This is a genomic window from Sulfitobacter sp. HNIBRBA3233 (assembly GCF_040149665.1).
In the GTDB taxonomy this organism is placed as follows: domain Bacteria; phylum Pseudomonadota; class Alphaproteobacteria; order Rhodobacterales; family Rhodobacteraceae; genus Sulfitobacter; species Sulfitobacter marinivivus.
Window position 1 is genome coordinate 2,358,923 of record NZ_JBEFLP010000001.1, and the last position, 13,453, is coordinate 2,372,375.

At 64.1% G+C, this 13,453-nt stretch carries 11 protein-coding genes; 4 read left to right on the forward strand and 7 right to left on the reverse strand.

Annotated features, from left to right (window positions below; translation table 11 throughout):
- Nucleotides 1-11: 11 nt before the first annotated feature.
- Nucleotides 12-1,760 (reverse strand): caprolactamase subunit beta, encoded by a 1,749-nt coding sequence (gene capB / locus ABMC89_RS11590; RefSeq protein ID WP_349568085.1) that lies wholly within the window; start codon nucleotides 1,758-1,760, stop codon nucleotides 12-14.
- Nucleotides 1,761-1,924: 164 nt separating this feature from the next.
- Here capB and ABMC89_RS11595 point away from each other — a divergent pair, with 164 nt between their 5' ends.
- Both ABMC89_RS11595 and ABMC89_RS11600 read left to right on the forward strand, forming a co-directional pair.
- The gene (locus ABMC89_RS11595) at nucleotides 1,925-2,884 is read left to right on the forward strand and encodes an AraC family transcriptional regulator (RefSeq protein WP_349568086.1); all 960 of its coding nucleotides are present in this window, start codon (nucleotides 1,925-1,927) and stop codon (nucleotides 2,882-2,884) included.
- A gap of 168 nt (nucleotides 2,885-3,052) precedes the next feature.
- Complete coding sequence (locus ABMC89_RS11600) at nucleotides 3,053-3,967, forward strand: AEC family transporter (RefSeq protein ID WP_349568087.1); 915 nt, start codon at nucleotides 3,053-3,055, stop codon at nucleotides 3,965-3,967.
- 142 nt (nucleotides 3,968-4,109) lie between these two features.
- On the opposite strand, the gene ABMC89_RS11605 is transcribed toward ABMC89_RS11600, so the two are convergent.
- The 6 genes from ABMC89_RS11605 to ABMC89_RS11630 all read right to left on the reverse strand — a co-directional run bounded on the left by ABMC89_RS11605 (nucleotide 4,110) and on the right by ABMC89_RS11630 (nucleotide 10,740).
- On the reverse strand, nucleotides 4,110-4,856 hold the full coding sequence (locus ABMC89_RS11605; protein ID WP_349568088.1) for an SDR family NAD(P)-dependent oxidoreductase: 747 nt from the start codon (nucleotides 4,854-4,856) through the stop codon (nucleotides 4,110-4,112).
- A gap of 28 nt (nucleotides 4,857-4,884) precedes the next feature.
- Nucleotides 4,885-6,507 carry an ABC transporter ATP-binding protein gene (locus ABMC89_RS11610; RefSeq protein WP_349568089.1) on the reverse strand — a complete coding sequence of 541 codons (1,623 nt, stop codon included), beginning with the start codon at nucleotides 6,505-6,507 and terminating at the stop codon, nucleotides 4,885-4,887.
- On the reverse strand, nucleotides 6,504-7,343 hold the full coding sequence (locus ABMC89_RS11615) for an ABC transporter permease (RefSeq protein WP_349568090.1): 840 nt from the start codon (nucleotides 7,341-7,343) through the stop codon (nucleotides 6,504-6,506). The genes ABMC89_RS11610 and ABMC89_RS11615 overlap by 4 nt, the downstream gene beginning before the upstream one ends.
- Nucleotides 7,340-8,311, reverse strand: a complete 972-nt coding sequence (locus ABMC89_RS11620) for an ABC transporter permease (protein WP_349568091.1) — start codon at nucleotides 8,309-8,311, stop codon at nucleotides 7,340-7,342. Before ABMC89_RS11620 ends, ABMC89_RS11615 begins: the two co-directional genes overlap by 4 nt.
- Before the next feature lie 71 nt (nucleotides 8,312-8,382).
- On the reverse strand, nucleotides 8,383-9,948 hold the full coding sequence (locus tag ABMC89_RS11625; protein WP_349568092.1) for an ABC transporter substrate-binding protein: 1,566 nt from the start codon (nucleotides 9,946-9,948) through the stop codon (nucleotides 8,383-8,385).
- A 108-nt stretch (nucleotides 9,949-10,056) separates the two neighbouring features.
- Nucleotides 10,057-10,740, reverse strand: a complete 684-nt coding sequence (locus ABMC89_RS11630; RefSeq protein ID WP_349568093.1) for a GntR family transcriptional regulator — start codon at nucleotides 10,738-10,740, stop codon at nucleotides 10,057-10,059.
- Between the two features lie 122 nt (nucleotides 10,741-10,862).
- Here ABMC89_RS11630 and ABMC89_RS11635 point away from each other — a divergent pair, with 122 nt between their 5' ends.
- Together ABMC89_RS11635 and ABMC89_RS11640 are read left to right on the forward strand one after the other, a co-directional pair.
- Entirely contained in the window at nucleotides 10,863-11,891 is a 1,029-nt protein-coding gene (locus ABMC89_RS11635; protein ID WP_349568094.1) for a histone deacetylase family protein, read from the forward strand.
- Complete coding sequence (locus ABMC89_RS11640) at nucleotides 11,888-13,450, forward strand: acetolactate synthase large subunit (protein ID WP_349568095.1); 1,563 nt, start codon at nucleotides 11,888-11,890, stop codon at nucleotides 13,448-13,450. The genes ABMC89_RS11635 and ABMC89_RS11640 overlap by 4 nt, the downstream gene beginning before the upstream one ends.
- Nucleotides 13,451-13,453: the final 3 nt, after the last annotated feature.

Consider the following 13,453-nt stretch of genomic DNA (forward strand, 5'->3'; position numbering starts at 1 on the left):
GTCGTTTCCTTTCAGCCTGCGCGCAGTTCTTTGGTCGCCGCCTCGTCCACCGACAGGCTGGCACGATCCGTAATGACGACGCCGTAGTCGAGCTTGGCCCCTTCGAGCGAGACAAGACCGTTGCGCACGTCCTCGACCACGCGGGCCACGTCGCGCTCCATCGGATCACCGAAGCCCCCGCCGCCGGGGTTCTTGTTGGCGGCGCGCTCGCCGGGATTGATCGTCTCGATCACGTTATCCTTGATGACCACGGTTTCGCCGTTGCGGGTCACCTCCAGCCGGCCAACCTTTTGTTCGATCATGGTGGATTTCGCGCCGCCCGCGCCCATCGCGGGGATGCGCCGCCCCTCGCCGAAGGTGATCAGGGTCATCGGCGCGTCGAGCGGTTCGACCTCCCAGCAGGTGCCGGAGCCGCCGCGGTATTTGCCCGCACCACCCGAATCCTCCATCAGCGAATAGCGGTGGATGATGATCGGATAGGAATGCTCCAGCATCTCGATGTCGCCGGAGGTCAGCGCCCCGAAACAGCAAAGCGGACCGCAGGCATGCCAGCCGTCCTGACTGTTCGTGGCCCCGGCGCCCGAGATGATCGAGGCAAGCACCATGGTCACGTATTCCTCGTCGTGGCGTGTGTCCTGGCCGGCGATATTGCACCCGTTGGCGTGGCCCCAGCTGGCCGAGACCTTGTCGGGGGCGGCCTGCTCGAAGGCGAGGCGCACCGCGTCGGTCAGCGTTTCCATCGGCGTGGTGGTGCAATTGGCGTGCGGCGCGGGGGAGCGGGCGTTGCACAGGGTCCCTTTCGGCCCCATGTCCACCGTCACATTGCGGTAGAGCCCTTCGTTGTAGGGCGGCGGCAACTGGGCAAACATCATCAGCCCCAGATAGACGCCCGAGTAGCTGTTGCCCTCGTAGGAATTGATGAAATAGGGGATCTGCGGCGGGCTCTTGATCTCGATATGGCAGCTTTCGCCGGTGATCGTCACCGTGGCGGAAATGTCGAAATCGCCGAAACCGTGGCCTGCGTCCTCCAGCACGGCGGTGCCGTGATAGGTGCCGTCGGGCACTTCTGCGATCAGGGAGTTCATGTGGCTGTTGGCCATTTTCAGCAGCTCTTCGATGCAGGCCCGAACCGTTTCCAGCCCATATTTATCCAGCAGTGCGGTAAGGTTGCGCGCGCCGACCTTGCAGGCGCCGATGAGAGCGTTGAAATCCCCCTCCTGATCGCGGCGCGCGCGCATGTTCGTCAGAAGCATGTTCAGGATATCGTTGCGCGGCACGCCCTTGTCCCAGATCTTGATGGGCGGGATGCGCAGACCCTCGGCGTATATCTCGGTCGCGTCGGGGTTGTAGCCTGCGGGCACGGGGCCGCCGATGTCCGTCAGGTGGCCCTTGCAGACTGTCCAGAACACCAGCTCTCCCTTGTAGAAAACGGGGTAGTACATGCAGGTGTCGATGATGTGCGATCCGGCGTAATCTGGATCGTTGTGCAGGATCAGATCGCCCTCGTGGATCTCGCCGTCGAAGAACTTGTCCACCGCCTTCATCGCCGGGATCAGCGACCCTAGGTGGATCGGGATGTCCTGACCTTGCAGAATCATCTCGGGCGTGTGGTTGAACAGCGCTGTCGAGTAATCATGCGCGAGATTGAAAACCGAGGAACGCGCGGTTTTCTCCAGTGTCAGCGTCATCTCCCGCTGCGTGGTTTCCAGCACGCCGCGCACGACGGAGAGGGTGATGGGATCGACTGTAGCCTGTGCCATGGTTGGTCTCCTGCGGTTGGATTTGCACGATGCTGCGCCGGGCGGGGCGCTGTTGTCTTGATCCTGAGCGCAGGATCGTTTGTCGCTCGGCGCACTTCGGTCCGCGAAAAATCAATTGCCGCAACGCGGGTGTGCGGCTAGCCTCAGACAGCCCGAGGAGTCCCATGCAGCCACCGCGCAACCCCCAGATGCACACCACTGCCCAGACGGTTGGACCGAAGCGCGCGGCCCGCTGGACCGAGATCATCGGTCAGACGTATTTCCCCCTGCACCTCGATTTTCGCGACCCGGAGCGGTTTACCGGCACCCTGCGCCACTGGTCGCTGGGCGGTGTGGCGCTGTCGCGGCTGACATCGGACGCGGTCCGCTATACCCGCCGCAAAAGCCACCTGCGCGTGGCAGAGGGAGAGGACTACCTCGTGACCATCCCGCGCCATACGCCGGTTTCCTTCCAGCAGATGGGCCGCGAGGTGACCTGTGATCCCGGCGGGTTCATCATCGAGCGGGGCGATGCGCCCTACCGCTTCAGCTACGCGCGGCCCAACGATCTGTTCGTGCTGAAGGTGACGAAGGAGGATCTGAGCGCGCGTGTCGCGAATCCGGACCGTCTATGCGCCCGCGTCTTCGATGCCACGCGCGGATCGGCGCAGCTGTTCACCTCCATGGCGGCGCTCGCGCAAGAAAGTGGCGCGGATGTGGGAGTGGCGGCACAGAACGCGCTGGGCCGACAGCTGCTTACCTTTCTGGCCTTGGCCCTGAACGAGGCGACGCCGACGGGCGAAGAGGCGATGTCGGCCGTGCGCGCGGCGCATCTGGCGCGCATCGACAGGTTCCTGCGCGACAATATCGAGGATGCGGATCTGGACCCCGACAGCATCGCGGCGCAATGCGGTATCTCGAAGCGCTATCTGCACGAACTCTATCGCGCGTCGGGGCGTACCGTCTTGCAGCGGCTGCGCGACTACCGGCTGGCGGCGGTGCATGACGATTTGACCTCGCTGCGACAGGAGCCGCTGTCGCGCATCGCCTACCGCTACGGTTTTGCCGATCAGGCGCAGATGTCGCGCCTGTTTCGCGCCAAATACGGCACGACCCCCACCGCTGTCCGGCAGGGGTCGCGCTGATTAGTTCAGCGTGCCGCGCAGAGGTTCCAGCAGATCGTTGGACGGCTGGGGCAAGCCGGGTCGGTGCCAGCGCGCCTGCTAAAGGCGCGTGGGTCCGCCGCAGTACTCGCGCCCAAATCCACGATGTGACCCCTTGCACCGCGGCGAAGGCTGGGGTCAATGTGCCGCATGATCGTCGGTCTCGCGCTCATCGCGCCGTTCTTTGTGTATATCCTCGTCGGTGTGGTGGCGGAGCGTCTGTTGCGCTTTCCCGCGGAAAGCCAGCGCTGGCTGGATGCGTTCATCTTCTACGTCGCGTTGCCAGCCCTGCTGTTCCAGTCCGTGCGCGGAATGCCCGATGATGTGGCGCGACTGCCGGCTTTTCTGGCGCTGACCACGGCAGCCACGGGCGTGATGTTCGTGCTGGGCTGGCTGTTGGGGCGCGGCAACCCAGACGGTGACCACCGCGCTGTCTACGGTCTCGCGGCAAGCTATTCCAACATCGGCTACATGGGCCCAACGCTGACTTTCGCGGCGCTGGGGCCCGCCGCCGGTGCGCCTGCGGCCTTCATCTTCTGCGCGGACGTGCTGCTGATTTTCACCATCTGGCCCGCGATGATCGACAGGCGTGGGTTGAGCCTGATGGGTATAGCGGCCTCGCTGCGCCGGGTCATCGCGCATCCGTTCATCATTGCCACCCTTGCGGGTTTGGGGTTCGCCGCAACGGGGCTGGAGATGCCGGGGTTTCTCGATGCGCCGCTGAACGGGTTTCGCGACGCGGCAGCACCCGCCGCGCTGTTTTCGCTGGGGCTCACGCTGGCGCGACACCGGGCGGGCCGGCTGGATCCGCGGTTGGGCGCCTGTCTGGGCGTCAAGCTGTTGGTGCATCCCATCGTCGTTGCAGTGGCCTTCGGCGCGATTGGCGGGTTCGACCCGATCTGGGTCGCCACGGCTATCATCATGGGGGCGCTGCCCCCTGCAGCAAACGTCTATGTCATGGCGCGCGCCGAAGGCATCTCTGTCCCGCTTGCGGCGCGCGCTGTGCTGTTCGGCACATTGCTTTCGGCACTGAGCCTTCCGGTCGTAATTGCGATGGTATCCTAGGGGTTTCCGATCAGTTGCAGGGACGTATCCCTTCGGCAAATGTCTGATCGCGTCGACTATTCTCTTTTCCAGAACGCTGGATTTAGGGGCGGCGATCACCACCCTGCCAAGCCTTGGGTTTCACAGCAAAGCGCCCCGAGGGTCACACGTGCTGGCCACCGTTCACCTCGATCTCGACGCCGGTGACGTAGGAGCTTTGTCCCGAGCAGAGGAAATAGATCGCATCGGCAACTTCCTGCGGCTGACCGAGACGCCGCATCGGCAGTGTCCGGATGATCTTGTCAGTGCCCTCGCTGAGGATACTGGTCTCCACCTCGCCGGGTGCGATGGCGTTGACGCGCACGCCGAGCGGCCCGAAATCATGGGCCATCTCGCGGGTCAGGGCGGCGAGAGCGGCCTTTGATGTCGCATAGGCCGCACCGGCAAAGGGATGCACGCGCGATCCCGCGATGGAAGTGACGTTGACCACGGATCCCTTCCCGCGGGAGAGTTCGTTTTGCAATCCACGTGCCAGCACCACGGAGGCGAAGAAATTCACGTGAAAAACCTCGCCCCAGACCCGCAGATCGGTGTCGAGCGTGCTGAGGCGTTCGCCCTCGGGGCCCTTGGGCGAGATGCCCGCGTTGTTGACCAGCGCATGCAGTTTATCGCCATCAAGCAGGGTGCGGATATGCTCGACCGCCTCGGTGATCTGGTTCGGCTGGCTGAGATCGACCTGCACATGGTCCCGCGCGCCCCCCGGCCACGGGCAGGCAGGTGAAAACGGCTGGCGCGAGCAGCTGATCACACGCCAGCCTTCGCTGGCGAATTTCTTGACTGTCGCATGCCCGATGCCACGGCTGGCGCCGGTCAGCAGAAGGGTTTTTCTTTCCGGGCCGGTGTCGGTCATCGGGTGTCCAACTCATAAGCGCGGGTGGCTATTGCGCACCCATCAAGGCCTTTTCGTATTCCTGTCCCGGGATCGCGTCCAGCAGGCTTTGCGTATAGGCGGTGTCCGGCTCGTGCAGGACCTTGGCGGTCGGCCCCACCTCGACGATCTGCCCCTTCTGCATGACGATAATCCGGTCGCAGATGCGTGCCGCGACGCGCAAATCGTGGGTGATAAAAAGCATCGAGAGGTTCAGCCGCGTCTTCAGATCCGCCAGCAGGTCCAGCACCTGCGCCTGGATCGACACATCCAGCGCCGACACCGCCTCGTCCGCGATGATGATCGATGGGTCGAGCGCGAGCGCGCGGGCGATGCCGATCCGCTGGCGCTGGCCGCCGGAGAATTCATGCGGGAAGCGATCCATGGCGGAGCGGTCGAGGCCGACAAGCTCCAGCAGGTTGCGGGCCTTTTCCATCGCTTCCTCGCGGGGGGTGTCATAGGCGATCAGCCCCTCGGTCAGGATGCGCGAGACACGGGCGCGCGGATTGAGGGAGGAAAAGGGATCCTGAAAGATCATCTGCATCTTGCGGCGCTTGTCACGCAGCGCCGTGCCCTTCATCGGGGCGATGTCTTCGCCGTCGATCTGGACGCGGCCCTTGTCGGGCTCCACCAGCCGGACGATGCAGCGCCCCACTGTGGATTTGCCCGACCCGCTTTCGCCGACGATGCCGATGGTTTCGCCCGCAAAAAGGTCAAAGGTGACATCTTGCACCGCCTTCACCACCCGCGGTTTGCCAAAGAGCGCGCCGGAACCGGTGGTGAAGGTCTTGCTCAGCCCCTCGACCCGCAGCACGGGGGTGCCGGGGGTTTCCTCGCCGTCGGCGTGGCGGGTCAGGCGCGGGATCGCGTCGATCAGCGCGCGTGTGTAGGGGTGCTGGGGACGCAAGAGAACTTCATCCGCAGTCCCCGTCTCCACGATCTCGCCCTTCTGCATGACGATCACGCGGTCGGCGATGTCGGCGACGACGCCAAAGTCGTGGGTGATGAAGATGACCGCCATGCCGCGCGACTGGCGCAGATCCTCGATCAGCTTGAGGATTTGCGCCTGCGTGGTGACGTCGAGCGCGGTGGTGGGTTCGTCCGCGATCAGGATGTCGGGTTCGAGCGCGAGCGCCATGGCGATCATCACGCGCTGGCGCTGGCCGCCCGACAGCTGGAAGGGATAGGCGCGGATCGCGGCCCGGGGGTCCGGAATGCCGACCTCGTCCAGCAACTCCAGCGCGCGGGCGCGGCGCTGCTGCGGGGACAGCTCGCCATGGGCCTCGAAGACCTCGGCAATCTGGGCGCCGACGCGCATCAGCGGATTGAGCGCGCTGAGCGGTTCCTGAAAGATCATCGAGAAACGCTTGCCGCGCATCCGCATCATCTCGCGCTCCGACAGGTTCAGAATCTCCTGCCCGTCGAAGGTGATGGTGCCGCCGGTGGCTTTGACGCCCTGCGGCAAAAGACCCATCACGGCGTTGGCGGACATGGATTTTCCCGATCCGCTTTCGCCAACGATGCACAGGATCTCGCCCGGGGCGAGGTCAAAATCGATGGCCTTGGCGGCGAAGGGACGGTCGGCCCCTTCGGGCAGGGCGATGTCGAGGTTTCGGATGCTCAGCAGGCTCATTCGGATTTCCTCGTCAGGCGCGGGTTCAATGCATCGTTCAGCCCCTCGCCGATCAGGTTGAGCGCCAGCACGGTCAGCAGGATCGCCATGCCGGGCAGGAAGGACAGCCACCAGGCGGTGCGGATCACGGTGCGCGCGGCGCCGATCATATAGCCCCAGGACATGATGTTGGGATCGCCCAGACCCAGAAAGGACAGCGAGCTTTCCAGCAGGATCGCCTGCGCCACCATGAGCGAGGCCAGCACGATGATCGCAGGCAGGGCGTTGGGCAGCACATGGCGCAGGATGATCTGGGTATTGCCGAGGCCCTGCAGCGTTGCCGCTTCGACGAATTCGCGGGTGCGCAGGCTCAGCACCTCGCCGCGTACCAAGCGGGCGACAGGAGGCCAGGACACCACCGCGATCGCGATGATGACATAGGTCAGGCTGGGCTGGAAAATCGCCAGCAGCACGATGGCCAGTGCAAAGCTTGGGATGGTCTGGAAGAACTCGGTAAAGCGCATCAGGATATCGTCGGTCCGGCCCACGAAGTATCCCGCGAGCGCGCCCACAGGCACACCGATGGCAAGCGCCACGATGGTCGAGACGAGGCCGACCAGAAGGCTCACATAGGCGCCATGGGCAAGACCGGCCAGCACGTCGCGGCCCAGCGCATCGGTGCCAAGCCACAGGGTGTCATCGGTAAAGGGCGGCAGGAACGGGCGCTGCACCATTTTCCACGGACTTTGCGGAAAGAGAAACGGGGCGGCGATGGCGGCGGCGATCACCAGCGCGAGGATCACGAGCCCGATGACCGCACCCCTGTTATAGCGGAAGCGTTTCCAGAAATCCTTCATTTGGTCAGCCTTATGCGCGGGTCGATGATGACGTAGACGACATCGGTAATCAGGTTGAACAGCAGCACCATGGCCCCCGAAATATAGAAGACACCGAGGATCACGGCATAGTCGCGCTGGGCGATCGCCTCGAACATCAGGCGTCCGATGCCGGGCCAGGCAAAGACGGTTTCGGTCAGGATCGCGCCACCGAAGATCTGGCCGGCCTGAAGGCCCGCCAGCGTGATCACCGGCAACAGCGCGTTGCGCAGGATATGCCGGCGCTGGATCAGGCTGCGCTTGAGCCCCTTGGCGCGCGCAGTCTTGACGAAATCGAGCCGGCTGACCTCAAGCATCGAAGAGCGGGTCATGCGCATGTAGATCGCTGTAAAGAACAGCCCCAGCGTGGTCGCCGGCAGGATCAGGTGCTTGGCCACGTCGAGCACATGGGCAAGGCCCGTATAGCCCGCGCCGATGGTCGAATAACCAAAGCCCGGCAGCCAGCCCAGCCAGACCGAAAACACCAGCGAGGCCATCAGCGCCACCCAGAAGAGCGGCGTGGCGTAGAACAGAAGCGCGAGCGTCGAGATGATCGTGTCGCCCCAGGATCCCTGACGGGCGGAGGCGGCGACGCCTGCAATCACGCCCAGCACCAGTGAAAGCACGAACGCCACGCCGGTCAACAGAAGGGTCGCTGGCAGCCGGTCGGCGATCAGCTCCGCGACCGGCATCTGCTGGCGGTAGGAAAAGCCGAGGTCGAGCTGCACCGCCCCCTTGAGGTAGGTCCAGAGCTGGACGTGAAGCGGTTGATCCAGTCCGAAGCGGGTGCGCAGGTCGGCGAGGAATTTCTCGTCCGCGGCGCCGGCCTCACCGGCCATGACGGCGGCGGGATCGCCCGGGGCGGCGTGGATCAGAAGGAAGTTGAAGACGAGGATGGCCAGCAGGATGAAAACCGCCTTGACCAGCCTGCCCAGAATGAATCGTAGCACGCGGTTTGCCCTGATCTTGGAATGAGGGGTCCGGGCCACCGCAGCGGCCCGGACCGGTAAAGCCCTGAGACTTAGTCCTGGTCGATCCAGACGTCCCGGAAGCCGTCATTCACACCAAGCGCGGTATTGACCGGGTTCTTGATGTTGCAGCGGTAGATCGTCGGGAAGCCCAGTTCCAGCAGCCACAGGTTTGGCACGTCTGCGACGATGGTATCCTGGATCGTCTTGTAGGCTGCCATGCGGTCATCGGGGTTCGCCATCAGCGCCGCCTCGTCGAACATCGCGTCGATTTCGGGGTTCTGATAGTTCGACACGTTGTTCCAGGGCGAGCCCGGTTCCGCGTTGGTCGACATATAGGTCCGCGACACGCCAAGCGCCGGATCGCCGTACTGGTAGAGGTAGGTGAAGGCCAGATCGAAGTCGCGGTCGGCGACCTTCTGGTTCCAGCCCGCCACGTCGGAGGGCACCAGTTCCACGTTCATGCCGATCTCGGTCAGGTTCTGTTTGACCGCTTCCGCCCAGCGCTGCCAGGTCTCGCCGTAAGGCAGACCCAGAAGACGGATGGTTTCGCCGTCATAGCTCGATTCCGCCAGCAGCGCCTTGGCCTTCTCGGGGTCATAACCGATGTCGGGCGTATCGCCTGCGTAGAAGCGGGTGGAGGACGACAGCGGGCCGGTTGCGACCTTGCCCAGACCGTTCCACAGCGCGTTCTTCGCGAAATCGCGGTCCAGCGCGTGCATCATGGCCTGACGCACCTTCACGTCATCCAGTGGCTCGTTGTTCATGTTGATCCAGATCCACGACAGCGGGCCGAAGTATTCCCAGCCCTGATCGGTGATGCAGGTGTTTTCCAGCTCGCGGATGCGCGGCACGTCGAAGTTCTCTACCGACCCGCCGGGCAGCACGTCGACCTTGCCGGTCTCGTAGGCCACCGCGCGCGACGCCGCATCGGGGATCACATGGTAGTAGACCTCATCCACGTAGGGCTTGCCTTCCATGTAGTAGTCCTCGTTCTTGACGAGGTGGATGTAGGTGCCCTTGACCCATTCGTTGAACTTGAAGGGGCCGGTGCCGATGGGCGTGTTGTTGGCCGGATTGTTCACGAAATCCGTGCCTTCATAGATATGCTTGGGAACCATCGGCGCGGTGCCCTGTTCGAAGATGCCGATGAAGGGGCCGAAGGGCTGCTTGAGGTTGAAGACAACCGTCAGATCGTCCGGCGTGTCGATGCTTTCGACCCGGTCCATGTAGGTCCGTGTGCGCGGGTTGGTCTCGCGCAGGAAGACATCCATGGTGAACTTCACATCCTCCGATGTGAACGGCTCGCCGTCGTGAAAGACGACACCCTCGCGCAGCTTGAAGGTATAGGTTTTGCCGTCCTCGGAAATCTCCCAGGATTCGGCCAGCTGCCCCTCGGGCTTGAGGTCGAAGTCATAGCGCAAAAGGCTTTCGTATATGTCGCCCGCGACCATCTGCGTGGGGCCGTTCTGCACGATCCCCAGCATCAGGCCCGGCGGTTCCGGCTGGATCACCACGTTGAGCGTACCGCCCGATTGCGGGTCCCCGTCCTGCGCGGCCAACGGCCCAGCAAGCGTCAGGGCCGCGACGGCGGCGATGATTTTGAAATGTCTAATCATAGATCTTTCCCCGTTGTTGATGCCCGTTCGGACATTATTGCGGCTCATCGCTGAACCGTTCCTTCGATGTGCCATCCCGTTGATCGGGAATAGGCACGGCCAATCGCATCAGTTTTCACCGAGCGACTGGATATACTTGGTGATCCCTTTCATCGGTCGTTCGATATCGTCCCGCATCGCAGCTCGGGCTGCTTCCGCATCATGGGTTTCGCAGGCGGCAATTATCAGGTGATGCTGGGTCACCATTTCGTTGTGGGTCCGGGCATAGTAGCCCGAGATCAGCGGCCCGGTCCGCAGCCACAGCCGGCTGAGCACATCAAGCAGGATCGGCATGCCCGCGATTTCCGCAAGGGCGAAATGGAACTTTTGGTTCATTTCAATCGCCAGCGGCCATTTTCCCGCCGCACATGCCTCCTCGTTACGCGCCACGATCCGCTTGAGCTGGGTGACATCCCTGGGCTGTGCCACCGCCGCGGCACCGGCGGCGGCGAGCCCTTCAAGCTCGGTCCGGATGCGCGTGATCTCGAGATAGGCGTCGGTGGTCAGCACCGGCACGCGCACATCCCGCATGCTGCGCTGTTCCAGTGCATTATCCTGCAGCAGCCGCTGAACCGCGTCCCGCACGGGGGTGGAGCTGGTGCCCAGCGCATCGGCCAGACCACGGATCGTGATCTTCTGGTTCGGTTGCAGCTTGCCCCGGATCAGGTCCTGAGACACCCGCTCGTAAATGGCGTGACCCAGCGAATCCTTGTTCAGCTCTTTCATCTCACCCCGCGTCGGCGTCAGTGTCATTTTGATGCATCATGCATCAATTTCGTTGAAGCGGCAAATCAAAACTGCAATAGTCTTCTAGGCCGCCATGTGGCGGAGGGCCCCTTGCCCGAATTTTCTACACATAGGCGGAAGGTCTGAGGATGAAGGTATTTTTCGACGCGCGTCAGCTGGGTCACGCGCCCGAGGTCTATTTCAGGCGCGGCGCGGCGATGCCCCATCAGGAGCAGCCGCAGCGCGCGGAAATCCTGCGCGACATGCTGTTGTCCGAAGGGTTCGAGATCGACGCGCCGGGCGATCACGGCGTCGGCCCGATCAAGGCGGTGCACAACCCCGACTACGTCGATTTCCTGCCCGATGCCTACGACCGCTTTGTCGAGAGCGCGGGCACCGAGGCGCTGGCGATTCCCACCATGCATCCGGGCGTGCGGCGCGGGAAAGTGCCGCGCGATATCCACGGCCAGCTCGGCTGGTGGATGACCGACACCTCCACGCCGCTGACGCCGGGCAGCTGGGATGCGGCCTATTGGTCGGCGCAATCGGCTATAGAGGCGACAGAGACGGTGATGGCCGGGGCGCGCGCGGCCTATGCGCTCTGCCGTCCGCCGGGGCACCACGCCATGCGCGACTGCTCCAACGGTTTTTGCTTTTTCAATAACGCCTGCATCGCGGCGCATCATCTGACCTCGAAATACGCCAAGGTCGCGCTGATCGACGTGGATGTGCATACCGGTAACGGGTCGCTCGATATCCTCTACGAACGCGGCGACATTTTCTTCTGCTCGCTGCATCCCGATCCGTCGACCTATCCCACCTTCTTTCTCGGCCACGCGGACGAAACGGGCGCGGGCGACGGCGCCGGCAAGAAGATGAACCTTCTGCTGGAACAGGGTGCGAGCCAGGACACGGTGCTGGAAACGCTTGAGCGGGGCATCGCCGCCGCGCAGGATTTCGGCGCGGAGGCGCTGGTTGTCTCGCTGGGCTTCGACATGGCCGCCGACGATCCGCTGGCGGCGGTCAAGGTATACCCCGACGGTTTCGCCGCCATGGCCAAGGCGCTGGCCGCCATGAATCTACCCACCGTGCTGGTGCAGGAGGGCGGCTATCTCGGACCGTCGCTCGCCGACAATGGCCGCGCGTTCCTGACCACCTTCCGCGAGGCGATCCGGTGAAAGATCACCCCAAAACCATGAACGGCGCGGAAAGCGTCGTGCGCAGCCTGCATGACGCCGGCGTTGACGTGTGTTTCGCCAATCCCGGTACATCCGAGATGCAGTTCGTCGATGCGCTGGACCGCACCAAGCTGATGCGCTGCGTGCTGGGACTTTTCGAAGGGGTCGTGACCGGTGCCGCCGATGGCTATGCCCGGATGGCGGGCAAACCGGCGGTGACGCTGCTGCATCTCGCCCCCGGTTTTGCCAATGCGGCAGCCAATCTGCACAACGCCCGCAAGGCGCGGGTGCCGATGGTGAACCTCGTAGGCGATCACGCCCTGCGCCACCAGAAATACGATGCCCCCCTGACCGCCGATGTGGCTGGCGCCTGCGCGCCCTTCTCGGACTGGGTCCGGTCGGGCAAGGATGCGGACAGTTTCGCCAGCGACGCGATGGAGGCCCTGCGCGTGGCCAGCGGCAAGCCGGGGCGCGTCGCCACGTTGATCGCCCCCGCCGACATCGGCTGGAACGAGGGCGGCCAGATGGCCCCGGCGTTGTCGCCCGACGGTCCCGTGCCGCTGGACGAAGCTGCACTGGATCAGGCCGTCGCAGCCCTGTCGCAAGGGTCATCGACGGTCATCATCGCCGGGAACGGCGTGCTGGAGGACATGACGGCAATGGCCCTCTTGCGGGGCATCGCCGACAGGTCCGGGGCGCGGATCCTCGCCCCGACCTCGAACCGGAGGGTGGAGCGGGGACAGGGGCGTTTCCCCATTGCCAAGATCCCCTACCCGATCAACGAGGCGATCGAGAGCCTTGCGCCCTTCTCCCACGCAATCCTGATCGAGACCGTGCCGCCGGTGGCCTTCTTCGCCTATCCCGAAAAGCCCAGCGTGCTGTTGCCGGAGGGTTGCGAGACCGTGACGCTAGCGGGCGTGGATGGGGACGGACCACAGGCGATTGCCGCCCTTGCCGACCGGGTTGGCGCCAAGGCGGCCACGGCACCGGCGGTGGAGATGCCCGCGCGGCCAACGGCGGGGGCCATCACGCTCAAGAACATCGCGGCGGCGATTGCCAATGCGCTGCCCGAGGATGCCATCGTCGTGGACGAGGCGGTCAGCTGGGGCGGAGCGCTTCATGCGGCGGGCGATGTGGCGCGGCCCAATTCGTGGCTGTCGCTGACCGGTGGTTCCATCGGTATCGGCATACCGATGTCCGCGGGTGCCGCCATCGCGCGGCCCGACCGACCGGTCATCACCCTGCAGGCAGACGGATCGGCCATGTACACGCTTCAGGGCCTCTGGACCCAGGCGCGCGAAGGATCGAACGTGACCACGATTATTCTGGCCAACCGCGCCTACCAGATCCTGAAGGGAGAGCTGCACAATGTCGGCGCGCAACCCGGCGAGGATGCGCTCAGCATGCTGAACCTCGACCGGCCTGAGCTGGATTTCGTATCGCTGGCCAAGGGGATGGGTGTGCCGGGCCGCAGCGTCGAAGACGTGCGCGACCTCATGCAGGCGATCGAGGATGCAGCGGCAGAGCCGGGTCCCTTCCTGATCGAGGCCCTGCTATGATCC